This window comes from Streptomyces sp. NPDC001980 (assembly GCF_040296885.1).
GTDB lineage: Bacteria > Actinomycetota > Actinomycetes > Streptomycetales > Streptomycetaceae > Streptomyces.
Map to the genome: position 1 here is coordinate 1 of NZ_JBEOYD010000030.1, position 24,368 is coordinate 24,368.

23 protein-coding genes and 2 pseudogenes are annotated in these 24,368 nt (G+C 70.1%); 5 read left to right on the top strand and 20 right to left on the bottom strand.

Going from position 1 to position 24,368, the window contains the following annotated elements; translation table 11 throughout:
• Window positions 1–75 precede the first annotated feature (75 nt).
• Window positions 76–1,512: an aldehyde dehydrogenase gene (locus ABT137_RS35250; protein WP_351715214.1), complete on the bottom strand. Its 1,437-nt coding sequence runs from the start codon at window positions 1,510–1,512 to the stop codon at window positions 76–78.
• A gap of 360 nt (window positions 1,513–1,872) precedes the next feature.
• On the opposite strand from ABT137_RS35250, the gene ABT137_RS35255 reads away from it, so the two are divergent.
• Entirely contained in the window at window positions 1,873–2,490 is a 618-nt protein-coding gene (locus tag ABT137_RS35255) for a TetR/AcrR family transcriptional regulator (RefSeq protein WP_351715215.1), read from the top strand.
• Window positions 2,491–2,783: 293 nt separating this feature from the next.
• On the opposite strand, the gene ABT137_RS35260 is transcribed toward ABT137_RS35255, so the two are convergent.
• From ABT137_RS35260 to ABT137_RS35290, 7 genes are all read right to left on the bottom strand, one after another.
• Entirely contained in the window at window positions 2,784–3,746 is a 963-nt protein-coding gene (locus ABT137_RS35260) for an NAD(P)H-dependent flavin oxidoreductase (protein ID WP_351715216.1), read from the bottom strand.
• A gap of 299 nt (window positions 3,747–4,045) precedes the next feature.
• On the bottom strand, window positions 4,046–4,513 hold the full coding sequence (locus tag ABT137_RS35265) for a VOC family protein (protein WP_351715312.1): 468 nt from the start codon (window positions 4,511–4,513) through the stop codon (window positions 4,046–4,048).
• 457 nt (window positions 4,514–4,970) lie between these two features.
• Entirely contained in the window at window positions 4,971–5,546 is a 576-nt protein-coding gene (locus ABT137_RS35270; RefSeq protein WP_351715217.1) for a hypothetical protein, read from the bottom strand.
• Window positions 5,547–5,703: 157 nt separating this feature from the next.
• The gene (locus ABT137_RS35275; protein WP_351715218.1) at window positions 5,704–6,141 is read right to left on the bottom strand and encodes a DUF1153 domain-containing protein; all 438 of its coding nucleotides are present in this window, start codon (window positions 6,139–6,141) and stop codon (window positions 5,704–5,706) included.
• 153 nt (window positions 6,142–6,294) lie between these two features.
• The gene (locus ABT137_RS35280) at window positions 6,295–6,891 is read right to left on the bottom strand and encodes a hypothetical protein (RefSeq protein WP_351715219.1); all 597 of its coding nucleotides are present in this window, start codon (window positions 6,889–6,891) and stop codon (window positions 6,295–6,297) included.
• A gap of 357 nt (window positions 6,892–7,248) precedes the next feature.
• Window positions 7,249–8,487 carry a 4-hydroxybenzoate 3-monooxygenase gene (locus ABT137_RS35285; RefSeq protein WP_351715220.1) on the bottom strand — a complete coding sequence of 413 codons (1,239 nt, stop codon included), beginning with the start codon at window positions 8,485–8,487 and terminating at the stop codon, window positions 7,249–7,251.
• Window positions 8,488–8,608: 121 nt separating this feature from the next.
• Complete coding sequence (locus tag ABT137_RS35290) at window positions 8,609–9,253, bottom strand: class I SAM-dependent methyltransferase (protein WP_351715221.1); 645 nt, start codon at window positions 9,251–9,253, stop codon at window positions 8,609–8,611.
• A 280-nt stretch (window positions 9,254–9,533) separates the two neighbouring features.
• On the opposite strand from ABT137_RS35290, the pseudogene ABT137_RS35295 reads away from it, so the two are divergent.
• Together ABT137_RS35295 and ABT137_RS35300 are read left to right on the top strand one after the other, a co-directional pair.
• Window positions 9,534–9,881 (top strand): annotated as a pseudogene (locus ABT137_RS35295) (methyltransferase domain-containing protein); the annotation flags it as partial.
• 42 nt (window positions 9,882–9,923) lie between these two features.
• A pseudogene (locus tag ABT137_RS35300) lies at window positions 9,924–10,043 on the top strand (IS5/IS1182 family transposase); the annotation flags it as partial.
• Between the two features lie 410 nt (window positions 10,044–10,453).
• Here ABT137_RS35300 and ABT137_RS35305 read toward each other — a convergent pair.
• Entirely contained in the window at window positions 10,454–11,065 is a 612-nt protein-coding gene (locus ABT137_RS35305) for a TetR/AcrR family transcriptional regulator (protein WP_351715223.1), read from the bottom strand.
• 237 nt (window positions 11,066–11,302) lie between these two features.
• Between ABT137_RS35305 and ABT137_RS35310 the strand changes: the two genes are divergently transcribed.
• Window positions 11,303–11,749, top strand: coding sequence for a nuclear transport factor 2 family protein (locus tag ABT137_RS35310; RefSeq protein ID WP_143604809.1), 447 nt, complete (start codon window positions 11,303–11,305; stop codon window positions 11,747–11,749).
• A gap of 65 nt (window positions 11,750–11,814) precedes the next feature.
• Here ABT137_RS35310 and ABT137_RS35315 read toward each other — a convergent pair whose 3' ends face one another.
• The 10 genes from ABT137_RS35315 to ABT137_RS35360 all read right to left on the bottom strand — a co-directional run bounded on the left by ABT137_RS35315 (window position 11,815) and on the right by ABT137_RS35360 (window position 21,353).
• Entirely contained in the window at window positions 11,815–12,507 is a 693-nt protein-coding gene (locus tag ABT137_RS35315) for a 4a-hydroxytetrahydrobiopterin dehydratase family protein (protein ID WP_351715224.1), read from the bottom strand.
• 303 nt (window positions 12,508–12,810) lie between these two features.
• A complete protein-coding gene (locus tag ABT137_RS35320; RefSeq protein ID WP_351715225.1) occupies window positions 12,811–13,470 on the bottom strand; it encodes a CoA transferase subunit B in 660 nt (219 codons plus the stop codon).
• Window positions 13,467–14,231, bottom strand: coding sequence for a CoA transferase subunit A (locus tag ABT137_RS35325; protein WP_351715226.1), 765 nt, complete (start codon window positions 14,229–14,231; stop codon window positions 13,467–13,469). Before ABT137_RS35325 ends, ABT137_RS35320 begins: the two co-directional genes overlap by 4 nt.
• Window positions 14,232–14,265: 34 nt before the next feature.
• Complete coding sequence (locus ABT137_RS35330; protein ID WP_351715227.1) at window positions 14,266–15,018, bottom strand: SDR family NAD(P)-dependent oxidoreductase; 753 nt, start codon at window positions 15,016–15,018, stop codon at window positions 14,266–14,268.
• On the bottom strand, window positions 15,015–15,986 hold the full coding sequence (locus tag ABT137_RS35335) for a fumarylacetoacetate hydrolase family protein (protein WP_351715228.1): 972 nt from the start codon (window positions 15,984–15,986) through the stop codon (window positions 15,015–15,017). The genes ABT137_RS35330 and ABT137_RS35335 overlap by 4 nt, the downstream gene beginning before the upstream one ends.
• A 98-nt stretch (window positions 15,987–16,084) precedes the next feature.
• Window positions 16,085–17,023, bottom strand: a complete 939-nt coding sequence (locus ABT137_RS35340; RefSeq protein WP_351715229.1) for a VOC family protein — start codon at window positions 17,021–17,023, stop codon at window positions 16,085–16,087.
• 15 nt (window positions 17,024–17,038) lie between these two features.
• The gene (locus tag ABT137_RS35345; protein WP_351715230.1) at window positions 17,039–18,049 is read right to left on the bottom strand and encodes an amidohydrolase family protein; all 1,011 of its coding nucleotides are present in this window, start codon (window positions 18,047–18,049) and stop codon (window positions 17,039–17,041) included.
• Window positions 18,046–19,209 carry an FAD-dependent oxidoreductase gene (locus ABT137_RS35350; protein WP_351715231.1) on the bottom strand — a complete coding sequence of 388 codons (1,164 nt, stop codon included), beginning with the start codon at window positions 19,207–19,209 and terminating at the stop codon, window positions 18,046–18,048. Before ABT137_RS35350 ends, ABT137_RS35345 begins: the two co-directional genes overlap by 4 nt.
• Before the next feature lie 201 nt (window positions 19,210–19,410).
• The gene (locus ABT137_RS35355; RefSeq protein ID WP_351715232.1) at window positions 19,411–20,373 is read right to left on the bottom strand and encodes a cyclase family protein; all 963 of its coding nucleotides are present in this window, start codon (window positions 20,371–20,373) and stop codon (window positions 19,411–19,413) included.
• Window positions 20,370–21,353: a fumarylacetoacetate hydrolase family protein gene (locus ABT137_RS35360; protein ID WP_351715233.1), complete on the bottom strand. Its 984-nt coding sequence runs from the start codon at window positions 21,351–21,353 to the stop codon at window positions 20,370–20,372. The genes ABT137_RS35355 and ABT137_RS35360 overlap by 4 nt, the downstream gene beginning before the upstream one ends.
• A gap of 121 nt (window positions 21,354–21,474) precedes the next feature.
• On the opposite strand from ABT137_RS35360, the gene ABT137_RS35365 reads away from it, so the two are divergent.
• The gene (locus tag ABT137_RS35365) at window positions 21,475–22,470 is read left to right on the top strand and encodes a LysR family transcriptional regulator (RefSeq protein ID WP_351715234.1); all 996 of its coding nucleotides are present in this window, start codon (window positions 21,475–21,477) and stop codon (window positions 22,468–22,470) included.
• A 170-nt stretch (window positions 22,471–22,640) separates the two neighbouring features.
• On the opposite strand, the gene ABT137_RS35370 is transcribed toward ABT137_RS35365, so the two are convergent.
• A complete protein-coding gene (locus tag ABT137_RS35370) occupies window positions 22,641–23,906 on the bottom strand; it encodes an MFS transporter (RefSeq protein ID WP_351715235.1) in 1,266 nt (421 codons plus the stop codon).
• Window positions 23,907–24,368: the final 462 nt, after the last annotated feature.

A 24,368-nucleotide genomic window follows, 5' to 3' on the forward strand; every position in this document is an offset into this window, starting at 1 on the left:
ATGGTGGCTCCCCCGCCCGGCGGGCATCCGCCGCCGGCACTCGCCCGAGCCGGGCGGCGGATGCCCGCCGTGGCATCAGGGGTGGTAGACCGACTGGAACTGCTGGTACGCCTGGAGTCCCTCGGGCCCCAGTTCGCTGCCGAGTCCGCTGGCCTTCCTGCCCCCGTAGGGGGAGGTGAGGTCGGGAAGGTAGCCGTTGAGCCCGACAGTGCCGGTCCGGATACGGCGGGCCACCTGGACACCGTGGTCCAGGTCCGTGGTCCAGACGGTGCCGGCGAGGCCGTAGGCCGACTCGTTCGCGAGGCGCACTGCCTCGTCCTCTCCGTCGTAGGGGGTGATCGTGAGGACCGGGCCGAAGATTTCTTCCTGCGCGATGGTCGATGAGTTCCCGACGTCGGCAAACACGGTGGGTTCGACGAACCAGCCTCGGTCGAGGCCGGGTGGCCGGCCTCCCCCGGTGGTGAGCCGCGCCCCTTCGTTGAGGCCGGTCTTGATGTGCCCCAGGACCCGTTCGCGCTGCTGTTCACTGACCAGAGGGCCGATCCGGGTGCCGGGGTCCAGCGCGTCACCGACGACGGCGTCACGGGCCATCGCCGTGCAGAACTCGACCACTTCCCGGTACCTGCTGCGGGGGGCCAGGATCCTGGCACTCGCGTAACAGGTCTGACCGTTGTTCAGCAGACTGGCCATGAAGAACTGCTCCGCGTTTGCGGCGAGGTCGGCGTCGTCGAGCACGACGGCGGCGGACCTGCCGCCCAGTTCCAGGGTCACCGGCCGCAGCAACTCGGCGCAGACGGCTGCCACTTGGCGCCCCGCGCCGGTGGATCCGGTGAACGACACCTTGTCGATGCCAGGATGGGAGACCAGATACGCGCCGGTCTCGCGACCGCCCGGAACGATGTTGATCACGCCGTCGGGAATGCCCGCCTCCTCGACCGCCTCCGCCAGCAGCACCGAGTCGAGGACCGTCTGCGGAGCCGGCTTGAGGACGAGCGCGCAGCCGGCCGCCAGAGCCGGGGCCGCCTTGAAGAAGGCGATGGTCTGAGGGAAGTTCCAGGTCATGATGGCGGCTACGACGCCTGCGGGTTCCCGGCGGACCAGGGTGGTGCCACGGGGCAGTCCGGTGCGCAGTTCCTCGGACGTCATGCTGCCGGCCAGCCCCGCGTAGTAGCGCAGCAGGGCTGAGGGCACCACACCTTCGAAGGACCGGGCGACAGTGATCGGCATGCCGTTCTGCGCGCTGACGGCGGCGGACGTCGCCTCCCTCCTGGCGTCGAGCGCATCCGCGAGACGGATCATGGCGGCCGCGCGGCGTTCAGGACCCCAGGAGGCCCATCCGGTCGGTGCGTCGAATGCGGCACGAGCGGCTCCGACCGCCCGGTCGATGTCGCCCTGGGAACCGTCCGGCACGGCACCGAGATGATCGCCGGTACTCGCGGATGCGACGTTGATGACACGGTCGCCGGACGTGTGCACCCAGCGCCCGCCGATGAACAGATGGTTGGGATCCATGGTGAACTCTCCCCACGGCATGGCCCTGGGACCACGGCACTCCGTGGTGTTCGATACGTGGATGACCAGCGGGCACGAGGGTGCCCAGCGCGGTACGCGGGCCGCTGCCGGTCATGGCTTTCCTGCGCGGTGGCCCTGCGCGCAGAACCTGCGGGTGGGCCACATCTGCGACGCCCCTTGCGCCTGGTATCGGCCCTGGGGAGCGCTTTCACGGTTCACGACTGAATGAATGCGACATTACACCCATCTGGGGTAATCTGTCACCAGATGAGAGGAATGTGGATAGAAACGCCGTGGCCGCCGCCTAGCGCGGAAGGGCCGGACGGACGGCTCAGACGCCTCAAGGAGAGGTGGCATCGCATGAGGACATATGGCGGGGCCACGGCCGAAGAGCGCGCTTCGCTCCGCCGTCGGCGCCTCATGGAAAGCGGCCTCGAACTCTTCTCCAGCCGGGGATACGCCCACACCTCCGTCCGTGCCGTACTCCGCCACGCCGGGCTGAAGGACAGGTACTTCGCGGAAAGCTTCACGTCCCTCGACGACCTCATGGCAGCGCTCATGAGAGACATCTACGAGGAACAGATCACCCGGTGCGCCGACGCGGTCGCCACGGACCGGCCGCTGCGCGACCGTGCCCGCAACGTCATCGACACCCTCGTCGGCCTTTCCCTGGAGGACCCCAGAAAAGGGCGCGTCAAACTCACGGAATCCCTGGGAGCCGGCCCCCTCACCGCACGCGAACGCCGTCTGGGCCTGCGGCGCATGAGCGGCCTCGTGGACTCCCTCCTGAGAGAAGGGCTGCACGACCCCCGGATCGACCCCGCCACCCTGTCCGTGGCCGTCGTGGGCGCGGTCAGCGAGATGCTGCTGAGCTGGTTCAACGAAGAACTGGGCATCTCAAGGGAGGAGCTGGTGGATCAGGGCCTCCTCCTGTTCGAGGCGATCACCGAGCACGCGCCGCCGGCATCACGAGAATGACGGAGCAGCCACCGTCAGCAGCTCCCCGGCTCCCCCGGCTCCCTGACTCCCTGACTCCCTGACTCCCTGACTCCCTGACTCCCTGACTCCATGGCTCCATGGCTCCATGGCTCCTTCAGATCATCCGGGACCCTGTGGTCCGCCCACGCGGGCGGCCGTGCCCACCGGCATTCCGTCGCCTCCCCAGCCGCCCTCCCAGCCGCCCTCCCAGCCGCCTTCCCGCCGGCGGTGCCCCAGGCGATCACGACCGGGCCGCAGAGGTCCGCCGCCCCCGCACGAGCAGGGAGCGCGCGTCAGCTCAGCAGCGAGCGGGGCCGTGCGGACAGGATGGCCTCGGCCTCTTCAGCGACCGTCCGAACCACCTCCGCGGCGGGACGGACGGCGTCGACGAAGACCGCCGACTGGCCGTAGAGAATCGCGCTCGTGTCGGGGTCGGGCGGGCCCTCGACCGGGCTGACGCCCTTCGGGGCCGCGAATTCCTCCCTGCGGTCCCGCAGCGTCGCCTCGCGCTCCGACCACTCGTCGGTGAACCGGTTGCGGCGGACCCGTTCACCGATGGCCGCCGGCCACGGCAGTCCCGACACGATGTCGTAGGCCCGCGTCCACACGGTGTCGCCGCCGTCGCTCTCGACGATCAGGCGCTTGTGGGCATCGTGTACCTCGATCGCTTCGGGCGTGGCGAGAAACGCCGTGCCCAGCCAGGCACCGTCCGCCCCGGCGGTGAGGACGGCCGCGAGGGTGCGGCCGTCGCCGATGCCTCCTGCGGCCAGCACCGGAACGTCGGGGTAACGCCTCACGATCCCGGCCAGGAACGGCAGGAGGCCCATCGTCCCGGTATGGCCACCGGCCTCGGTCCCCTGCGCCACGAGGACATCGGCACCCGCGGCGACCGCCGTCCGCGCGTCGTCGTAGCTCTGCACCTGGCACATCACCCGGGCTCCTGCAGCCTTGGCACGAGCAAGCCACGGCCGCGGGTCGGCGAACGACAGCGCGATGACCTCCGGCCGCCCTTCCAGAGCAGCCTCGAAATGCGGTTCCGTGAAGGGGAGGAACGGCGTGATGAAGCCGACCCCGAACGGGAGGCGGGTCCTGGCACGGATGGCCGCGATCTCCCCACGGATCCAGTCGGGCCCCTTCCAGGGATGCGTACCCCCGAACGAGCCGAGCCCGCCGGCCGCGGAGACCGCGGCGGCGAGCGTGCCACCGCTGTGCAGGCTCATCGGAGCCGCCATCACCGGGTAGGTGATATCGAACATTTCGGTGAATCTCGTATGCAACATGAGCAGACGCTAGCGAACACAGTGAGCCCGGCCCGCCAGAAGCGCGCCGTCTCCCCCGCATGAAGCTACTCGCATGCACAGCGGAATCGGCGACGCTTTATGGTTCGGCTGAATCACGACACACAGCAGGGGAATGCGCGCGCTGATCTTCGCGGACGGTGCGGTGGGCAAGTAGGAGCCTGCGCAACTGCTGAAGCCTGTAAGTCGTCCAGAGGCCCGAGCCTGGTTGGGAGGGACCCGGGCCCTATGCGCGCATGCCGATGTTGTGAGGCTGGTCAGGAACCGGCGCCGGGCAGCTCCTGCGACAGTTCGATCATGTTGCCCCACGGGTCACGGAAGAACGCCAGCCGCCGGCTGATGTCCTCGATCTCGAAAGGTTCACCGACAAGGTCGACACCACGGCCGGCAAGCTCCGCACGTGCTTCGTCGACATCGTCGACATGGACGCACAGGTGCTGGTAGCCGCCGTGCTGCAGACTGACCCCGAGGTCGTCGAGGACCTCGTTCGGGAACGGTACCGGTCCCGCCAGCAGTTCCACATGGAAGTTGTCGTCGTTGGGCGGGCAGAGGTACGCGAGCTTCAGCTCACCGTAGGGCCATTCCTGCAGCACCCGGAAGTCCAGCTTCTCCGTGTACCAGGCCTTCGCCGCATCGTAGTCGGGAACGCGGACACCCACATGGTGACCGCTGAAGGACGAAAAAGGGCTCGACGGGTTTTTCGGCGGGTGCGCCGGCATGGGCATCGCAATCACTCCGATCCTGCTGAACCCTCAGGGGACGGCTCGATGAATCAGACAGTCCAGCCTATCGTGCGGTTCGGTGCGGCATAATCAAGCCCCGGCATATTCGCGATCAGGTTTGACGGCTCGCCGATCAGTACTCCGGTGAGAAATCGTGTCCTGAGGTGGATCCTCTTCGGTGGTGGCAGCGGCGGGCGATGGTTCGGTGGTGCCTGCGCCGGCGGGACCGGTTCACGCCCTCTACCGGCCCCGGAGCAGTTCATCGGCTTGCGTGCCCGGAGCAGGGGGCGGATTCCTCGGCCACGGCCATGGCATCGGCAGCAGGCGCTCCGGTGACGGTTCGCTCGGTCGGGTTCGTTCGTTCGGTTCGGGTGATGCTGCGGGCGGGGCACCGTGCGGGAGCCCGGTGCAGGAACCCGGCGGCGGCCGCGGCCCTTTTCGTCCGCCGGGGACGGGTCCGTCAGCCGGTGCCTCCCTTGCCGCCCGTGCCGCCGCTGCCGCCGCTGCCGCCGCTCGCGCAGCCGAGCCCCAGGCAGATCCCGCCGGTCCCGCCCGTGCCGCCGCGACCGCCGTCGCCGGTGCCCACCGCGGCTCCGCCCATGCCGCCCGTGCCGCCGTCGGCGCTGCCGCTGCAGATCCCGGCGCAGATCCCGCCCGTGCCGCCGGTGCCGCCCTCGCGTCCGGGCGCGCCGGCTGTTCCGGTGCCGCCGTTGGCGCTGCCGTTGCACAGTCCGGCACAGATCCCCCCGTCCCGGCTGCCGTTGCTCCCGCTGACGGTGGCGTTGCAGTTGCCCGCACAGACCCGGTCGCCGATCCGCACACTGCCGTCGCCCGCCCTGACCGTGCCGAATCGGATGTGGCCGCCGCCGGGCCGGGCGCTGTCGGCGGGAAACTGCCGGGCGGCCGCCACGGTCGTACGGCTCTGCGGCATCGGCGCCGCCGTCGCGGCCGGTGCCAGCGCGCCGGCCGCGACACCGGCGGCCAGGGCGGCCGAGGCCGTGAGTCCGAGACGGGCCTTCCAAGAACGCATACGCATGGCATTCCTCATTTCCGAAGAATTGATTTCCGTACGACTGCTTCGCTGTATCGAATAAACCCGGTCATGGGCCGTACCGTCACGGGCCCGGGAATTCGGGGCTTGACAGGAACGCCCCAGCCCGCATCGGGCCGGGGCGCCGGGGAGGGAAAGCACCTCAGTTACCGAAGAGGGAGTTCAGACCCAGCAGCGCGGCCCAGTCCCCGTGGCGGAACTGCCGGTCCCAGGTGTCGAACTCCTTCTCGGAGATCTTGTACTTCTTGACGCCATCGGCCTTCTTCGTCTGCCCGGACTCCACGCTCAGCACTATCCGCGCCTTGTCCAGACCCGTGAGCTCCGACTTGGGCTTGTCGGGCAGGTCACCGAAAGTGAAACAGCCGGGCTTTCCGGGCTTTCCGGGTTCTCCCTGCCGGCCGGGCGCACCGCCCTTCCCGCCTTCCCCGCCTTTGCCGCAGTGGGACAGGGCGGCAAAGGACGTCCGACTGGTTCCAGTGGTGACACCCGGCGCCGCCTGAGCGGCGCACGCGGTGCCGGCGGCGAGGGCCAGGGAGGCCACCGCCAGGACGACCGGACGCTGCCAGCGAGTTCTGGACATGAGGGTTCTCCGTTTTCCTTGATCGAGGTTGTGGTTCTGCGGGCGCCGCGCCGACCGCTGGGCTCCGCGCACCGGTCAGTGAGATGCGGGGATGAGGTGCAGGGGTGGGGGGCGGAGACCGCGTGGGCCTTCGCCCCCACCGGGGCGAGACGGTCAGAAGATGCTGCCGCCGCCCGCACCTCCGGCTCCGCCCAGGCCGCCGAAGAGGACGCCGAGCCCGCCGGCACCGCCCTTGCCGCCCTTACCGCCCTGGAAGACACCGAAGCCGCCGTTGCCGCCCTTGCCTCCGTTGCCGCCCTTGAGGATGCCGGAGCCACCGGAGCCACCGGAGCCTGCGCTGCCGCCGAACAGACCGGAGCCGCCGTTCCCACCGGCACCGCCGTTGCCGCCGACGACACCGTCACCGCCGCCACCACCGCCGCCGCCACCACCGCCGGACAGGATGCCGTCGCCGCCGGTGCCGCCCCTGCCCCCGTCACCGCCGGCGCCCAGGACGCTGCCGCCGCCGGAGCCGCCGGAGCCGCCGCCACCACCGATCAGGCCGCCGCCTCCGGCGCCTCCGTCACCGCCGGCGCCGCCGCCGTGGACAAAGCTCACGACATGCGAGGCGGGCATCGGGGCGGCCATCGCGGCGGACGCCGGCAGGACGACGCCCCCGGCAATCACCGCGGCCGAGGCCGCGAGCGCCGCAAGACCGAAACGCCGGCGCCCGGAACGGATGCCGCTGCGGGTGCGAAAAATACGAGTCATGGTTCCTCTCCTGTCGATACACGGGATTCTTCTGCCGGCTCCGGAAATTCCGGACGACAGCCGGTGAAGCGTTCTCACAGGAACGCCCGACCGGGACAACTCGCGGTTTCAACGGAAGAGGAAACAACCTGTCGGATTTCCGTCCCACCGTTCTGCCTCGTTCGTGCTCCGGATTTCCTTTCCGGTGAGGCCCGCACTTCAAGTAGGCCCCGCGGACACCCCACGGTCACGTTCCGAGGGATCGTGACTTGACCCGACTGGACACATCGGGTAATGCACGCAAAAGGGCGCCCAGGTGGCCCTGCAGACACCCTGCGGCGTACGAACGGTTCCAGGGCCCCGATCCGGCCGCGGTGGTCAGCGGCCGGTGGAGGCGGGGCCGCCCTGGGCCGGGTCCAGGCCGGCCATCAGTTCCGCGAAGGCCCGCACGGCTGCCGGGGAGGTGAAGAGCCGGTCGAGGCGGGCGCGGGCCAGACGGTGCACAAAGGGGCCGCAGCGGGTGCTGTCGCCGGCGTCGTGGACCGTCCGGGTCAGCCAGTGGGAGAACTCCTGGTCGCTCCAGACCCGGCGCAGGCAGCGCTCGGAGTAGGTGCGCAGTGCGGTGTCGTCCCCGTCGCGGACGTGGTCGCGGACGGCGCGCGCGAAGACGTCGGCGTCGTACAGGGCGAGGTTCATGCCCTTGCCGCCCATGGGAGACACGATGTGGGCGGCGTCCCCGACGAGGAACAGCCGGCCGTACTGCATGGGGTCGGTCACCAGACTGCGCAGCCGGAAGGTCTCACGGTCGGTGACCGGGCCGGCGGCCAGGGCGGGATCGCCGAGCCGGGCGCGCAGCGCGTCCCAGACCCGCTCGTCGGGCCACGCAGCGGGGAGGGCGCCCGGCGGGCACTGGAGGTAGTACCGGCTGCTGTGCGGCCCGCGGGGGAAGTGCGCGGCAAAACCCTGCGCGCTGACCGCGAGCAGGGGGTGGGCGGGGGGCGGGGCGTCGGCGAGGACCGTGAGCCAGCCGATGCCGTGGTCGAAGGTGTGGGCGGTGAGGTGACCGGCGGGGACGGCGGTGCGGGTTGCGCCGTGGTCACCGTCGCAGCCGGCGACAAAGGCGCAGGTGATCGCGTGCGGGGTGCCGTCGGCGGAGCGGTAGCGGACCACCGGGCGCTCCCCCGTCAGGCCGTGCAGGGTGACATCGGCCGCCTCGTAGCGCAGGTCGCCGCCGTCGGCGAGGAGGGCCGCGGTCAGCCTTTGCACCAGGACCTGCTGGGGACACAGACGCGCCCCTGGGCCCTCCCCGCCGCCGCTGTCGTCGACAAGGTGGCTCACGCCGTCCACCCGGAACTCCAGGATGCCGTCGTGCGCCGGCCCGTCCAGCACCAGGCCGGCCAGCCCCCAGGACTCGAACATCCGCACAGCACGGGCCTCCACGATGCCCGCCCGCTGCCTCTGCGCCACATGCTCACGGCTGCGGCGCTCCAGGACGACACAGTCCACCCCGCACCGGCGCAGCAGAGCAGCAACGGTCAGCCCGGCCGGACCCGCACCGACCACCACAACAGTCGCGGACTCCCGCACCTCACCCAACTGCCCCTGTGCCTCGACCACTTGACACCTCCGGAGCCAGCCTAGCCGCGCAACCGGCAGACCCGCTCCCCGACCACGGCGAGCTGCCGACGGGCCAAAGCAGACGCCCACGACAGCAGCTCAAGCGGGGTGGCTGAGCACGCTAGGTGACGGGCACGGAGCGTGGTTCGGCGATGCCGATGATGAACTCCTCCCGCAGCCGGATGTCGGCCGACCACCCCGACGCGGCGAGTTCGCCGGCGAGTTCTGCCGGGTCGTGGAGGACCTTCACGATGCGGTACTGGCTGCCGTCGTCGAGCCGGCGCACGTCCGCGGCCACTTGCTCACGGGCGGCCGCAGCGGGACCTTCATCGATGAAGATGGCCTTGCCGCCTGGCGCGAGGGCGGCAGCGACGGTGTGCCAGAAGTCGCCGAGCCGAGACGGCGGGACATGGGAGAGAAAGAAGGCGAAGAACACAGTGTCGTAGCGGCGCGGCGGCCACCACTGGAACACGTCGGCCCGATCGAACCGGACGTTGGAGGAGGGGACCCGCGCTCGCGCAATGCCCAAGACCTCCGGGGACGCATCGACAGCAGTCACCGAGCGCGCCCGCGCGGCCAACGCCCCAGTCCACTGCCCCGTTCCGCAGGCAAGCTCCAGCACGTCCCCGGCAACCGGGAAGTCGTCGGCCAGGGCCAGCAGCTCGCGCAGGTCCTCGCGCTCGGCATAGACCCGGTCGTACTCGGGCGCGCGAGCTCGGTAGTAAGCAATCTGCTCCGCCAGAAGGGCATCCTCATCGATTGCCATGACCTCGACCCTAACGGGCCCAGGCACAAGTAGTCCCAGAACAAGCCAGTCCCCGGGGCCACTTGAAGATGTCCAGGCAATACAGGATCTTCATCACACGGGGCCAACCGAAGCCGACATGCCGGGGCCGTTCAACGACGTCAAAGCCACCGGTCGGGTCGGCCCGCGCCTGTCCCGTCCCGAAGGATCTGGTCTCCGTCACAAGTGACCTGGTCTGATTCGTCGTTGATCTCAGTTGATCTTGTTCGTCATCCTGATCGCTGCACTATTCTGTCGGGCCATGAACGCGGACCGCTGGTTGGCAGACACCCGGGCCTCCTACGACACGGTCGCGGTCAGCTATGCCGACCAACTACGCGAGGCTCTGGCCGGGGCGCCGTATCTTCGGGCGGCTCTGGCGCTGTTCGCCGACTTGGTGCACGCCGCCGGCGGTGGGCCGGTGGCGGACGTGGGTTGCGGACCTGGACACGTCACCGCTCACCTGCACGAGCTGGGTGTGGACGCTTTCGGCATCGACCTTTCATCCGGGATGATCGACGTGGCTCGGCGTGACCACTCCCGCCTGCGGTTCGAGGTGGGCTCGATGACCGACCTCGACCTCGCCGATGCCTCAGCGGTGTGCATCGTGAAGTCGCAGGTCACGGGTCTGATGTGAATGGCGAGTTGGGTGCACGGCTTCGCGCATCTCAAGAACTGGCGCGTCCTCGGCAAGGTCCGCACCGACCCGAACCGGGCGACCGCGCTGGTGCGGGCCCTGCTCGTGCTGACGAACCGGGAAGTCGCCCGCTGACGGATGATCTTGTCGGTCGACTACCGCTGCGGACCTGCCCGAGCTTCCTGATGCCTACGCACACCAGGCCGTCTGACGTGCAGTTTTCATGATGCACGGGTGTCAGTGCGCCGCGCACTCCCGCAGACCGCCTTCGTCATCGCCACCCCATATCCCGGGCTCGTCTGCAGCATCCTCACCGTCGACCAATACGTCGACCTCTCGCCGACGACGCGCATTACCCCTTTGAAAGCTTCCCTGCCACGACGTCCTGGCAACAATGCTCCCCATTCGATCACTTGGGAGCCTGCCGACCGCGAGGGCCCCGAAGTGGCGCCCTGCCGGGGCAACGAGGGCATTCGGTCATGGGACTTCGGGCTCGCGGACGGCGGACCTACGGGATCCTGACAGCCGGCTGGGGCGGCCCGTCGTCAGCCCCGGGTGGCCCGGTTGGCGCCGTAAGCACGGCTGACGGTGTCCACGATGCCTGCCTTCGCCTCCTGGAACTGTGCATCGTCAATGCCGGACTTGCGCAGGAATTCGATGCCCTGCATGGCCGCGAGCAGGCTCAGCGCGGCCTTTTCGATGTCTGTGTCCGACCGGATCTCACCTGCGGCCCTGGCCCGCTGCAGTGCGGTCGTGAAGACGGCGATGATGCGGTCATACGTGCGCCGTGCCGCTTCGCTGACGTCATCGTCCTGCCGGGCCAGCGCGGCGGCCGAGCCGGAGAGGTAACAGCCGTCCTCGGTCAGTCCCAGGCGGCCGCTGTCACCGAAGGTCACCGCGGCCATGAGCCATTCCCAGGCGCTCTCGGCCGACTCCTGGTCCGCCTGCAGCCCGTTCACCTGCTGCTCGCAGTAGTCCCGCAGGCTCTTCACGAACAGACCGTGCTTACTGCCGAAAGCACCGTACAGACTCTGCGACGCCACCCCCGTCGCCTCGCAGAGGTCCGCCATGCTCGTGGCCGCGTACCCAGTGCGCCAGAACTGCTGCCGAGCGGCCTTCAGCACCGTGCTCTCGTCAAATTTTCGTGGTCGCGCCATGGGGAGACTCTACCCCGCAATTTGGGTACACGACCAAAAATGGCGGCGCCGGGCCCTGGCGGGCCGTCCACCCGGAGGCGATGGAGCAGGTTTTTGGTTGTTTAACCAGAAACCGTGTTACGGTGGTGCCATGCCGCGTACCCCTCGGCGGGCCGACGCGACTCCTCAAACGAATCAGGTCGAAACGGTGCTCCATGGAAACCACGAGCATCGGCAAGACGGAAAGCGGAACGAACCATGAACGAAAACGACCTCCACGCGCAGCGCGAAGCAACAGCCATCCAGTACTTCCGCCTGGTCGATGCCGCCGATCCGGCACTCCTCGAACTCTTCGCAGACGACGCGCAGATGTTCTTCCCGAAGTTCGGAACCGCCAAGGGCCTGGCGCAGATCGGGGCCTTCGCCCAAGGCTTCGCCCGGGGCATCGCTGACATCGAGCACGACATCGCGCACTTCAACGTCCTCACGTCCGGCGACTACGTCGTCGTCGAAGGGGCCGTCAAGGGAGAGACGACATCCGGTGTGGAGTTCCCCGATGGATCCTCATCCTTCGGACTCTTCTGCAACGTGTTCGAGTTCCAGGGCGAAAAGATCAAGAGGCTCCACATCTACGAAGACCCCGACTTCGCAGGCACCCACACAGACGGAGCGTCCTGGGGTCAGTCCGTACGTGACAGCATGTAGCCGGTACGACCTGTTCGTGACTGCACCAAAACGGGTGGCTGCGACCAGCACCTTCGAAGGAAGTTTCAGCCGTCTCGGCTCTGCCATGTGGTCACGCAGGCTTCGTTCCCCTCCAGGTCGGCAAGCACCCAGAAAGCCGGGGCACGGGCCGCGGACACAAGTCGGCCCCCAGCCGCCAGTGCGGTCTCGATCCGCCGGGATGCCTCGTCATGCGGAACACAGATGTCGAAGTGGATGCGATTGCGCTGTGGGCGCGCCCGGTCCATCTGCTGGAACCAGATGGCCGGGCCTTGCCCGACCGGGTCGATGAGCGGATCCTCCGGTCCTTCGGCACCCGCCTCATCCGCATAGCCCAGCACTGCCTTCCAGAACGGCCGAATCCCGGCGATGTTCAGTGCATCAATCGCGATCTCCAGAAGCTGGACGGACCGCGGTGCCCCCGTTCCGATGTCGGGCCGCGTCACAAGCCCGGTCCTGTCCGCGGTGGCAGAGATCTGACGCGCGAGTTCGACATCCCTGGTGGTAACCGCTGCACGGTCCAACGTCTGCAACGTGAAGACGACCCGATCGGGGCGGACATCGACCCGAAGGTGCCGGTCGGCGTCGTCACCACACACCGCGACAGCCTCCGCCGCCAAGCCGATCGCCTGAGCCAACGACCTGACCGGGACCGACGTTCGAAGAGTCCCCAGCAAGAAGCGCCACCCGTAGTCCTGGACCGCCTCTGACGCTTCCTGCCGATTCAATATCTGCTCCATGGCCGCATCCTTGCAATCCCCACTGTCAGCCGCGCCTGCCGGTACTTCTGAAACAGGCCCTGGCTTGAGTTTCAACTTCAGGCCAGCCCTCAATGCTCCTGCTGAGCGGCGACTCCTCGTGCCGTGATCGGCCGTCGCCTGGGTTATGAGACGCCGGCCGATACGGCGCCCATCACGCGCGGGTTCCGGAACCTGCGGACCGCTCGTGTGGTCGGGTTCAGGCGAAACACACCGCGCGCTGCCCCACTCGACGCGGCAACGAGGCCGATCCGTACCGGCCCGGTGATGTCCGACCGGGATGGCTCAGAGCCGCCGGATCACAGGTGCGTCAGTGCGGGCCGTGATGTCCCGGGCGGTCACACCGGGCGCGCATTCCGTCAGTACCAGGCCGTCCGGCGTGACGTCCAGGACGCCGAGGTCGGTGATGACGCGGTGGACGCAGCGCTCGCCCGTGAGCGGGAGCGTGCACTCCTTGACGATCTTCGGAGTGCCGTCCTTGGCCGTGTGTTCCATGAGGACGATGACGCGGCGGGCGCCGTGGACGAGGTCCATCGCGCCGCCCATGCCCTTGACCGTCTTCCCCGGGACCATCCAGTTGGCCAGGTCGCCGGCGGCGGAGACCTGCATGGCGCCGAGCACCGCCGTGTCGATGTGGCCTCCGCGGATCATGCCGAAGGAGAGCGCCGAGTCGAAGAAGGAGGCTCCCGGCAGGACGGTCACGGTCTCCTTGCCCGCGTTGATCAGGTCGGCGTCGACTTGGTCCTCGTGCGGGTAGGGGCCGGTGCCCAGGATGCCGTTCTCCGAGTGCAGGACGACGTGGACGCCGGGCGGGAGGTGGCCGGGGACGAGGGTGGGCATGCCGATGCCGAGGTTGACGTAGGAGCCGTCGGCGAGTTCGGCGGCGGCGCGGGCGGCCATCTGGTCGCGGGTCCAGCCCGGTTGACTGCGGACGGGGGCGGTCATGGTCGTACAGTCCTCTTCTCGATGTGCTTGTCCGCGGCCTGCGCCGATGTGAGGGGCACGATGCGCTGGACGAAGATGCCCGGCAGGTGAATCTCGTCGGGGTTCAACTCGCCCGGTTCCACGAGCTCTTCGACTTCGGCGACGGTGACGCGACCGGCCGTCGCGGCGAGCGGGTTGAAGTTGGCGGCGGACTTCCGGAAGACCAGGTTGCCGTGGCGGTCTCCGCGCCAGGCCCGCACGAGCGCGAAGTCGGTGGTGATGCCGAACTCCAGGACGTGGGTGCGGCCGTGGAAGTCACGGGTCTCCTTGGCGGGGGACGCCACGGCAACCACGCCGGAGGCGTCCCCGGGCGCGTATCGCCACGGCAGCCCGCCGCCGGCGACCTGGGTGCCGACGCCTGCGGGGGTGTAGAAGGCGGGGATGCCCGCACCGCCCGCACGCAACCGCTCGGCCAGCGTGCCCTGCGGTACCAGCTCCACCTCCAGTTCGCCCGACAGGTACTGCCGGGCGAACTCCTTGTTCTCGCCCACGTAGCTGCCCGTGACCCGGGCGATCCGGCCGTCGGCCAGCAGGACCCCCAGTCCGCGTCCGTCCACGCCGCAGTTGTTCGACACCACCTGCAGACCGGTGCTGCCCTGGGCGTGCAGGGCCCGGATGAGGACGTCGGGGACGCCGCTGAGGCCGAAGCCGCCGACGGCGAGTGTCGCTCCGTCGGGAATGTCGGCGACCGCGTCCGCGGCGCTCGGACTGACCTTGTCCATGAGGGGGGCCTTTCTGCCGTGCGTTGTTGCTGGGTCAGCCGCCCGTGCGCAGGGCGTCCGAGATCGACTTGGCGCCGCCGTGCGCGGTGAGTCCGCCGTCGACCGGGATCTCCGCCCCGGTGATGAAGGACGCGTCGTCGGACAGCAGGAACACCACGAGCGGGGTGATGTCGTCGACGGTGCCGGTGCGGCCGAGCGGCGTTTCGCGGAGGTTGGCCTCGCGGAACGCCGGCGCCGCGGAGGCGGTCATCTCGGTCTCCACGAAGCCGGGGTGGATGGTGTTCACGCGGATGCCGCGGGGGCCGAGTTCCATGGCGGCCGTTCTCGACAGGCCGCGCAGCGCCCACTTGCTGGTCGTGTACGCGACCGGGTAGTGGGCGGTGAGCGCCGCCGAGGAACCGACGTTGACGATCGATGCCCCCACGCGCATCAACGGCAGCAGATGCTGGATGCCGAGGAGCGGCCCGGTGACGTTGACCGCGTGGACCCGGGCCATGTCCTCGGGCCGCACGTCGTCGATGCGGGCGCGCCAGGTGACGCCCGCGTTGTTGACCAGCCCGTGCACGCGCCCGTGGGTCTCGCGCAGTTCGACGGCGAGTCGCGCCCAGTCCTGTGCGCTGGTGACGTCGAGGCGGCGGCAACCGGGGGCTTCCGTCACGTCGGTGGCGATGACCCGCGCGCCCTGGCGGGTCAGTTCCCCGGCCTCCGCGGCACCCTGGCCGCCGGCCGCGCCGGTGACCACGACGACCTTGCCGCGCAGCCGCCGGGAACGCTCTTCGTCGGTCACGGCCGCTCCCGCGGGCGGCGCCGGGCGACCGGGACCGGCACCGGATCGGCGCCGGGTACCACGGTGTTGGAGACGGTGCCGATGCCCTCGACGGTGAGGGTGACGGTGTCGCCGGGCTTCAGCGGCGCCGGGTCCTGGCGGCCTCGCAGCCCCCACAGTTCCGCCAGACAGCCGCCGTTGCCGCAGGTGCCCGAGCCGAGGACGTCGCCGGGGCGCACCCAGGTCCCGCGTGAGGCGTAGGCGACCATCTCCTCGAAGGTCCAGCTCATGTTGGACAGCAGGTCCCTGCCGACCACCTCGCCGTTGATCTCCGCGGTCAGTGCGAGGCGCAGGAAGCCGTCCGCGTCGCGGTACTCGTCCAGCTCGTCGGCGGTGACCAGGAAGGGCCCCAGGGTGGTGGCGGTGTCCTTGCCCTTGCACGGGCCGAGGCCGACCTTCATCTCGGCGGACTGCAGGTCGCGGGCGGACCAGTCGTTGAGGACGGTGTATCCGATGATGTGGTCGCGGGCCTGCTCGGGGGTGAGGTCGCGGCCCTCCTTGCCGATGACGGCCGCGACTTCGAGCTCGAAGTCGAGCGTGCTCGATCCCGGCGGCATCGGGATGTCGTCGTGCGGGCCGAACACGGCGTAGGGGTTGGTGAAGTAGAACGTCGGGGCTGTGTACCACTGCCCCGGCACCCCGGCGGAACCGTCCACGGACCGTCGTACACCCTCGACGTGTTCCTCGAAGGTGACGAAGTCCCGCACGGTGGGCGGCTGGAGCGGCGCGAGGAGGGTGACGTCGGCGACGTGCGGACCGGCCGGGACGTCGAGCGTCGCGGAGCCCGCGTCCAGCAGCTCGGCCAGGCCGCCTCCGTCGGCGAGCAGGCCGGTCAGCGAGCTGACGCCGGGCAGTGGACAGAGCCTGCCGTCCTCTTCGACGACGGCCACCTGACGTCGGTCGCGGTGTTCGTACGTGGCGAAACGCATGCAAGGGGTCCTGTCGACGGGAGGGCGGGGGAACAGGGCCGGGGACGCGGCGGGGAGCCAGGACAGGACAGGGCTGCCGCGTCCCCCGGGGTTCGGGATCAGACCGGCGGGGCGACGAAGCAGCCGCGGTCCACGTCGTTGAAGGACTCCTTGGTGACCAGCTCGTTCATGGGGTTGGCGGTGCCCCACTGGTCGGTGACCTCGGGCTGGGAGAAGTCGTAGACGTGCGGGTGCCAGGTGTCCTCGTCGAGGAGTTCCAGTTCCGTCGTGTACTCGACGGTGTTGCCGTGCGGGTCCAGGAAGTAGGTGAAGGTGTTGTCGCCCGCCATGTGCCGCCCCGGACCCCAGACCTTCCTGAAGCCGGCGCGGATCACCCGCCCGGAGCCGCGCATGTACTCGTCGATGCCGCGCATCTCGAAGGAGACGTGGTGCAGGGAGGTGTGCGGGCCCCTGGCGATGGCCATGGAGTGGTGCTGGTTGCTGATCCGCATGAAGTGCATGACGTCGCCGATGTGCGGATGGCCGAGCGTGTCGGTCAGGCGGAAGCCCAGGTGGGTCTCGTACCACTCCCGGGTCCTGTCGAGGTCCGGTGAGTTCAGGACGACGTGCGACAGCTTGACCGGGATCGACTCCTTCTCCTCGATCCTGCGGTGCTGCCGTGCCTCGACGTCGGCCGAGACCTCGATGGTGCGGCCGTCGACGTCGAAGAAACGGAACCCGTAGCCGCCGCCGGGGGTGTCGACCTTGCCCGGCTGGGAGACCAGCTGAACGCCTCCGTCGAGGAGACGGCCGGCGAGGGTGTCGACGTCCTCGGCGCTCGCGGCCCCGTAGGAGACGAGGTCGAGGCGCTTCTCGTCGGCCTTGCGCAGCCGGACGACGTACTGCTCGGGGCTTCCCTCGGCGGCCAGGAAGGAGATCCCGGAGTCGTCCGCGACCTTGGTCAGGCCCCAGACACCGGAGTAGAAGTCGAGCTGCTTGTCGTAGTCGGGCACGGCGAGGTCGACGTGCCGCAGATGGGTGAGCAGACGGTCGCTCATCGTGGGGGTTCCTTCTCAGTCGAGGTCGAGCAGGGCGGCCGCGTTGCCGCCCCGCACCGCGTGGAAGTCGTCGTCGGGCAGGTCCGCCGCGCGCAGTGCGGCCAGCGGGTCCTCGGTGCCCATGTCGAACGGGAAGTCGGAGCCGAGCAGGACCCGCTGCGGTCCGGCGGCGCGCAGCAACCCCCGCAGTACGTCCGAGTCGTGGACGAGGGAGTCGAAGTACAGCTGCTTCAGGTAGCTGCTCGGCTCCCGGGCGCAGTCCCGTGCGTCCGGACGGACTCGCCAGGCGTGGTCGGAACGGCCGAGGTGGGTGGGGAGGTAGCCGCCGCCGTGCGCCGCGATCAGCCTCAGCTCCGGGTGGCGGTCCAGGACGCCGGAGAAGATGAGGTGGGAGAGGGCGACGGCGTTCTCGGTGGGCTGGCCGACGGTGTTGGACAGGTACCACCGGTCCAGTCGTTCGTCGAGGGTGCAGCCGAACGGGTGCAGGAAGACGAGGGCGCCGCGTTCCTCGGCCCGGGACCAGAAGGGCTCGTACGCGGGATCCGACAGCTCGTGGCCGGGGGCGTGCGAAGAGATCTCCACGCCCTTCAGGCCCCGGTCCAGTGCGTGGTCGAGCAGCTGCACGGTGAGGTCGGGGTGTTGGAGGGGCACCAGACCGAGGCCTTGCAGCCGGTCGGGGGCCTTCGCGCAGTGTGCGGCGGTGCCCTCGTTGGCCAGCCGGCATATCCGTGCCGCGAGCCGGGGCTCGGCCCAGTAGTGGTAGTGCGACGGGGAAGGGCTGATCAACTGGATGTCCACGCCCTGGCCGTCCATGGCCGCGAGGCGTGCGGCGGCCTCCGTCAGCATGGGCGCGCGTGCCCCGACCATCGGACCGTTCACGGCCAGGGCCGCCGGGCCGTTGCGCCGGGCGTCGAGCTCCCGGGCCTCGACGAGTCCGGGTTGGCCGGCGACGGCCTCCTCGACCTCCGGCAGCAGCAGGTGGGCGTGGACGTCGATCGTCGGCGCGGAGGACGCGGTGTCGGTCACGGGAGTTCCTTGAGGAGGTTCATGGTGCTGCCGACCAGCCCGGCCATGTCGGCGTCGCGCACGCCGTCCAGCTGCCACCGGCCGATCTGCATGGACGCCTCGACGACGGTGCGTACCCGTGGGACGCGGCGGTCGTAGTACGCCTGGAGCAGGTCGTCGTCCCAGTCCCGGCCGCCACCGAGCAGCTCGGCGAGGACGAGGGCGTCCTCCAGGGACATCGCCGCACCCTGGGCCATGGTGGGCGGGCAGCAGTGGGCGGCGTCGCCGATCAGCACGACCCGGCCGCGGTGCCAGGAGCCCTCGACCAGCAGGCGGTCGAACCAGGTGTAGTTGACCTGCTTCGGGTCGGTGATGTGCTCGGTGATCTCCGGCCATACGCCTCCGTAGCCGCGCGCCAGGCGGCGCATCTCGTCGGCGTGGCCGGCCGGGTCGATGGAGGCGCGGTCGCGGCACGCCTCGACGACGTAGGCGTAGATCGTGGTCTCACTGGTGGGGCAGTAGCCGGCGATGTAGGCGGGGCCGCCGTAGGTCAGGTCGGTGCGGGTCACGCTCGCGGGCCGTGGGGCGGCGATGCGCCAGATGGCCATGCCGGTGGGTTCCGGCTTGTCGGTGATCCCGATCGCGGCGCGGGTGGCCGAGTTGAGGCCGTCGGCGGCGATCACCAGGTCGTAGCGGCCGGTCGTGCCGTCGCTGAAGCGCACCGAGACACCGTCGGCGTCCTGGTCCAGGGTCTCGGCGGTGGTGCCCAGACGCACACCGGCGCCGGAGGCGCGGACCGCGTCGATGAGGATCTGCTGAAGCCGGGGGCGCTGCATGCCGAGGGTGGCCGGCAGGTCCTTCCCGCCCGTCTGGATGTCCTCGGCGACGAACAGGACGGTGCCGTCGGGGGCGGTCACGCCGAGCGAGCCGAAGGCGTATCCGGAGGCCTCCACCTGCTCCCACACGCCCAGTTCGCGCAGGACCCGCAGGGCGTTGCCCTGGAGGGTGATGCCGGAGCCGGTGGTGGCGTTCCAGTCGGGTCTGGCCTCGATCAGGTCGACGGCGATCCCGGCGCGGCGCAGCAGGACGGTGACGGCGTTGCCCGAGGCGCCCCCGCCGATGACCAGGACGGCGGGGGTCCTCCGGGTCGGGGGTTGAGGGAGAGTGCGGCTGTCAGCCATGTCGGGGATACCTCCCGGGGTTGGGCCGCGCGGCATCGGGCGGCTGGGGTGCGGCTCGCCCGCTGGGGACGCGGGCCAGGAGTGGGGACGGGGGTGCGGGCCGGATGCGCCACTGCTGTCCGGGCACGGCGCATCCGGCGACTGAACAAGCCTGCTGGGCGGGTTACTTGAGCGGGCAACCTGAGCTGGTTGCTCGGCGGCTCACTTGACGGCGATCGGGTTGACGGGTGAGCCGACGGCGCCGGTGATGGGCAGCGGCGCCGCGGTGAGCCAGAACTCGTACACGCCGTCGGCCGCGCAGTCGGCGGCGAGCGCGTCGAGGTCCCACATCTCACCGATGAGCAGGCCCATGTGCGGGATGGCGACCTGGTGCAGCGGCTGGAAGGCGTCGTCGAACTCGTTGGGCCGCACCTCGAAGCCCCAGGTGTCGGTGGCGATCGCGGCGATCTCGGCGCGGTGCAGCCAGTCGGCGGCGGTGAAGGACAGCCCGGGCGAGTCGCCGCCGGCGTAGTCGCCCCAGCCTTCGCGGCGGGCCCGGGCCAGCCGTCCGGTGCGTACGGTGACGATGTCGCCGCGCCCGACCGCCACACCGTGCGCCTCGGCGGTCGCCGTCAGGTGCTCCTCGGTGATGGCGAACCCGTCGGGCAACTCCCCTGCGGTGCCGATGACTTGGCCCACGTCCAGCAGGACCCCGCGCCCCGCGACGTACGGCGCCATGTGCTCGATGCCGGTGACCAGGTCGCCGTCGGAGGTGACGGTACGGGCCGCGTCCCGGCCGTTCCAGGCCTTGCCGTGGTCGAAGATGTGCCCGAGCCCGTCCCACTGGGTCGAGCACTGCAGGGGCATCGCGATCACGTCGTCGGCACCGCCGATGCCGTGCGGGAAGCCCTGGTTGCCGAGGGCCGCGTCGGTGCCGGTGTCCAGCATGGTGTGCACCGGATTGGTGCGCCGACGCCAGCCCCTCTGCGGGCCGTTCATGTCGAAGGACTGCGACAGCGAGAAACTCACGCCCCGCCGCACCAGTGCGGCTCCCTCGCGCCGCTTGGCCTCGTCCAGGAAGTTGAGGGTGCCGAGCACGTCGTCCGCGCCCCAACGCCCCCAGTTCGAGAACGCCTTGGCGGCCTCGGCGATCGCGCCCTCGGGGTCGTGGCGGTCCACGCTCATGCCGACGCCTCCGCCACACAGCGGGTGCGCTGCACGCCCAGACCGGTGATGGTCCCTTCCATCACATCGCCCTCCCGCAGCAGCCGCCCCCAGTGGAGGCCGTTGCCCGCCGGGCTGCCCGTCAGCACCAGGTCGCCCGGCAGGAGTCGGGCCGTCTGCGAGATGTAGGACACCAACCGTGCCACGCCGAAGAGCATGTCCTTGGTGGACTCGTCCTGCATGGTCTCGCCGTTGAGCCTGAGGGTGACCCGCAGGTCACCCGGGTCCGCGACCGACCCGGCCGGGACGAGCCACGGGCCGAGCGGCGTGAAACCGGGCGCGTTCTTGCAGCGCAGCCAGTCCGTGCCGATCGCCTTCATGTCCCGCCGGAAGACGGTGGCCCGGTCGGTGAGGTCATTGGCGATCGTGTAGCCGGCCACGTGGTCCAAGGCTTCCTCGACGGAGACCCGATGGGCCGTCCTGCCGATGACGGCTGCCAACTCCAGCTCCCAGTCCGGCTGTTCGGCCCACGACGGCAGTTCGACGTCGTCGTAGGGGCCCGTGACCGTGCTGGGCAGGCCGATGAAGACGTACGGCAGGTCCTCGGCGGCCCGCCGGTCCATCACCGCGGCGATCTCCGCGCGCGCCTCCTCGACCGTGCGCGGGTCGTCCGAGGCACGGTGGGCTACCTCCAGGTCGATCACGTGCTGCCGGTAGTTGGCACCCGACTGGAAGATCTGGCGCGGCTGCAGCGGAGCGTGCACCCGGAGGCTCTCCAGGGGCTGCCAGTCGAGGGCGTCCTCGTTGGCCAGGCAGTGCAGGACGGAGAGGGATTCCTCCCAGCGCTCCACCACGGCCCGCACCTCGGACGGCGCCCAGGCGAGCGCCCGGCCGAGATCGAGCACGCGCCCCTTCGCCAGGATGCCGGGGAACGGCTGTCCGTCCGGAAGCGAGAACGTGCCGAGCGCGAACGGGCCGGCAGGTTGCACGAGTGTTGCCATCAGATGTCCTCCCGCTGGGATGGGGTCTACTCTGACCTCGATCCGTCAATCATGGAAATCAATCCTGTGGATGCGCCTCATCCATGGCGCGGATGGCTTCCCCTGCGTTCGGTGGTGCCCGGTGAACCTGTCCCGACTCGATCTCAATCTGGTCCTCGCCCTGCGCGCGCTGCTGGAGGAGCGCAACGTGACCCGCGCCGGCGAACGCGTCGGACTGAGCCAGCCCGCGATGAGCGCGGCGCTGGCCCGGCTGCGCCGTCATTTCGACGACGAACTGCTCGCCCGCACCGGCAACGCCTACGAGCTGACCCCGCTCGGCGTCGCCCTGCGCGACCGCAGCGCCACCGCCTGCGACCTGCTGGAGCGCGTCTTCGCCAGCCAGGCGGACTTCGATCCGGCCGCCGAGGTCCGCGAGTTCACCCTGCTCGCGTCGGACTACGGCACGGCCGTCTTCGGCGCCGCGCTCGCCCGTAGCCTGCACCACGAGGCGCCCGGCATCCGGCTCACCTTCCAGCACCCGGCACCCTCCGTCCAGGAGAACACCGCCGCGCTCCTGAGCACCGTCGACGGCCTCCTGATGCCGCACGGTGTCATCGACGGCTTCCCCGCCGTCGACCTCTACACGGACCGCTGGCTGTGCATGATCGCCGACGACCACCCGGAGGTGGGTGACGCACTCACCCTCGACCAGCTGGCCGGCCTGCCCTGGGTCGTCTATCAGCGTCCCTACGACGCCCCGGTCGCCCGCCAGCTGAGCATGCTCGGCATCAGCCCCCGGGTGGAGGTCTCGGTGCAGACCTTCCAGCTGCTGCCGCACATGGTCGAGGGCACCCGCCGGGTCGCGATGATCCAGGAGCGCCTGGCCCGCAGAGCGGTTCTCGCCGCCGGGGTACGCGTCCTGCCCTGCCCGTTCGAGTCGGTACCGGTCCGGGAGGCCATGTGGTGGCATCCCGTGCACGCCCAGGACGCGGCCCACATCTGGCTGCGACGCAAGGCCGCCGAGGTGGGCTCGACCCTGACGAGCGGCAGCCCGGAGGAACCCGCGTCCGCCGCCGCACCGGGCACGGGGCCGGGTGTCCTGCCATCCCGGCCCCGCGCACTCCGCGCCGACCGGTGACCGGCGGCCAGCAACCAGCAACCAGCAACCAACAGGACACCGACCAGCAGGACACCGACCACGGCACGGTGTGTCCACCCCGTGGCGGTGGTGCCGTCGGACGGCACGACGGCACCACCGCCGGACGGAACGGGACGCCTCGCGCTCCCGGTCCGCCGACCTCCACGGCCTCAGACCAGTTGCTCCGGCAGCGGCCGGGGATCCACGGCGCCCACCCTGCGGCGGGCCTCCCACAGCCATGCCGCGCCGGCCGCGGCGGCCAGCCCCAGCACGCCCACCGCGCCCGCGAGACTGCCGACCGCCGACTCCCCGGCGAGCAGCACGAGCGGGCAGACGAACTCACCGCCGAAGAAGGCCGCCATCCACAGTCCCGTGCCGCGGCCGCGGTCCTCGAACGCCAGCCGGGACATGGCACTCGTCAGGAGAGCAGGCAGCAGCATGCCGGTGCCCACGCAGTTGACGACCGCGCCGACGACCAGCAACGGAGCGTTCCCCGCAAGGAAGATCAGCCCGAAACCAAGCGCGCTGAGCCCGAGAGCGACGGGCAGCACCGGGCCGGGAGAGCGCTTGAGGCGGGCGAAGGTGACCGCCCCGCCCATGGTGGCGGCACTGGCGACCGCGCTGGCCAGGCCGATCACTCCGGAGCTCTTCACCCCGAGGTCGTCGAGCAGGTACGACATCTCGACCGGCACGGTGTAGAAGACGACCGCCCCGAAGAAGGTGAGGGTGCAGATGCCGCCCAACTGCCGCCAAGGGAAAGGGCGTCGTACCTCGGCAGCCGAAGTCGCGGCGGCCGTCGCGCCTGTCGCCGGGTTGGTCAGGGAAGCGACCATGAGGGGAGCGAGCGCCAGGCTCACGGCGTAGATCCAGAAGGGCGCCCGCCAGCCCACCGATCCGGCGGCGCCGCCGAGCACGAAGAAGACGGTGGCCGACGCGGACGCGCACATCGTCTGCAGAGCGAGGTACTTCACCCGCCGAGCGCCATGGTAGTAGTCGCCGATCAACGCGGTGCAGCACGTCATGATGACGGCTTCGGTGACCCCTACCAGGGCGCGGCTGGCAATGATCGCTCCCAGCGACTCCAGCCAGAGCGGGGCGGTGCCGAACACGGCGTACAGCAAAGTCGCCGCGATCAGCAGGCGTTTGCGGCCCAGCCGGTCCACGAGCACACCGGCGAAAGGTGCCAGCAGCGCCAGCGAGAGAGCCGGAACGGTCAGGGCGAGGGGCACCAACGCCTTGGCTCCGGGCACCGACGCGAAGTGGTCCTGCATCTTCGGCAGCACCGGGGCGATCAGCACGGCCCCCAGGATCGGCAGACAACTGCCCGCCATCAGCAGGGTCACACGCAGCATGTGGGCGGGGCCCGAGACGGCCACGGACGACCGGGGGGTGTCGTCGATCGCGATCGGCGAGGGAGATGGAACGGAACCAGGCATGGCGACTCCAGGGGACGGTGGAAGGGAGCGGGCATACCGTCCACGGGCGCCTGTGGCGCGCAGCATGCCGCGGACGGCCGCACGTCGGCGGCTGGTCCGGACAGCGGCGTGCGGGTGGGGACGACTATGGGCGTTCGCCGGGCCCGTTCGCCATGCTCCACGCGATCCGAATCGCGTATCCGGCTCATCCACGGCGTGGATGAGCCGCGCGCACGACCCACGACCGGCAGCCGGCGGCCGTACGGCGGCCGCACGAATCGCCGCGCGAGAACGGGCCCGGCGGCGGGGAGGCTGGGAGATCTCTCGTCGTCTCCGGACTTCCCGGCTTGCGGGAAGGGCTGACAGCAGACAACGGGTTGTTGTGGCCCAGTCAGACTCTGGTACCGACGGCAACGGCTACAGTGCGCGCTGCCAACAAGAAGCACACAACCCGGCGGACAGCTACGTGCTGACGTGACTGCC

Coding starts and splice junctions, on each gene's coding strand:
- ABT137_RS35290 (WP_351715221.1), bottom strand. CDS start 9,253: ATGGCAATCGATGAGGATGCCCTTCTGGCGGAGCAGATTGCTTACTAC.
- ABT137_RS35350 (WP_351715231.1), bottom strand. CDS start 19,209: ATGGCTGACAGCCGCACTCTCCCTCAACCCCCGACCCGGAGGACCCCC.
- ABT137_RS35255 (WP_351715215.1), top strand. CDS start 1,873: ATGAGGACATATGGCGGGGCCACGGCCGAAGAGCGCGCTTCGCTCCGC.
- ABT137_RS35270 (WP_351715217.1), bottom strand. CDS start 5,546: ATGCGTATGCGTTCTTGGAAGGCCCGTCTCGGACTCACGGCCTCGGCC.
- ABT137_RS35250 (WP_351715214.1), bottom strand. CDS start 1,512: ATGGATCCCAACCATCTGTTCATCGGCGGGCGCTGGGTGCACACGTCC.
- ABT137_RS35340 (WP_351715229.1), bottom strand. CDS start 17,023: ATGAGCGACCGTCTGCTCACCCATCTGCGGCACGTCGACCTCGCCGTG.
- ABT137_RS35320 (WP_351715225.1), bottom strand. CDS start 13,470: ATGACCGCCCCCGTCCGCAGTCAACCGGGCTGGACCCGCGACCAGATG.
- ABT137_RS35275 (WP_351715218.1), bottom strand. CDS start 6,141: ATGTCCAGAACTCGCTGGCAGCGTCCGGTCGTCCTGGCGGTGGCCTCC.
- ABT137_RS35315 (WP_351715224.1), bottom strand. CDS start 12,507: ATGGAGCAGATATTGAATCGGCAGGAAGCGTCAGAGGCGGTCCAGGAC.
- ABT137_RS35280 (WP_351715219.1), bottom strand. CDS start 6,891: ATGACTCGTATTTTTCGCACCCGCAGCGGCATCCGTTCCGGGCGCCGG.
- ABT137_RS35265 (WP_351715312.1), bottom strand. CDS start 4,513: ATGCCCATGCCGGCGCACCCGCCGAAAAACCCGTCGAGCCCTTTTTCG.
- ABT137_RS35335 (WP_351715228.1), bottom strand. CDS start 15,986: ATGCGTTTCGCCACGTACGAACACCGCGACCGACGTCAGGTGGCCGTC.
- ABT137_RS35370 (WP_351715235.1), bottom strand. CDS start 23,906: ATGCCTGGTTCCGTTCCATCTCCCTCGCCGATCGCGATCGACGACACC.
- ABT137_RS35260 (WP_351715216.1), bottom strand. CDS start 3,746: ATGTTCGATATCACCTACCCGGTGATGGCGGCTCCGATGAGCCTGCAC.
- ABT137_RS35325 (WP_351715226.1), bottom strand. CDS start 14,231: ATGGACAAGGTCAGTCCGAGCGCCGCGGACGCGGTCGCCGACATTCCC.
- ABT137_RS35360 (WP_351715233.1), bottom strand. CDS start 21,353: ATGGCAACACTCGTGCAACCTGCCGGCCCGTTCGCGCTCGGCACGTTC.
- ABT137_RS35310 (WP_143604809.1), top strand. CDS start 11,303: ATGAACGAAAACGACCTCCACGCGCAGCGCGAAGCAACAGCCATCCAG.
- ABT137_RS35305 (WP_351715223.1), bottom strand. CDS start 11,065: ATGGCGCGACCACGAAAATTTGACGAGAGCACGGTGCTGAAGGCCGCT.
- ABT137_RS35355 (WP_351715232.1), bottom strand. CDS start 20,373: ATGAGCGTGGACCGCCACGACCCCGAGGGCGCGATCGCCGAGGCCGCC.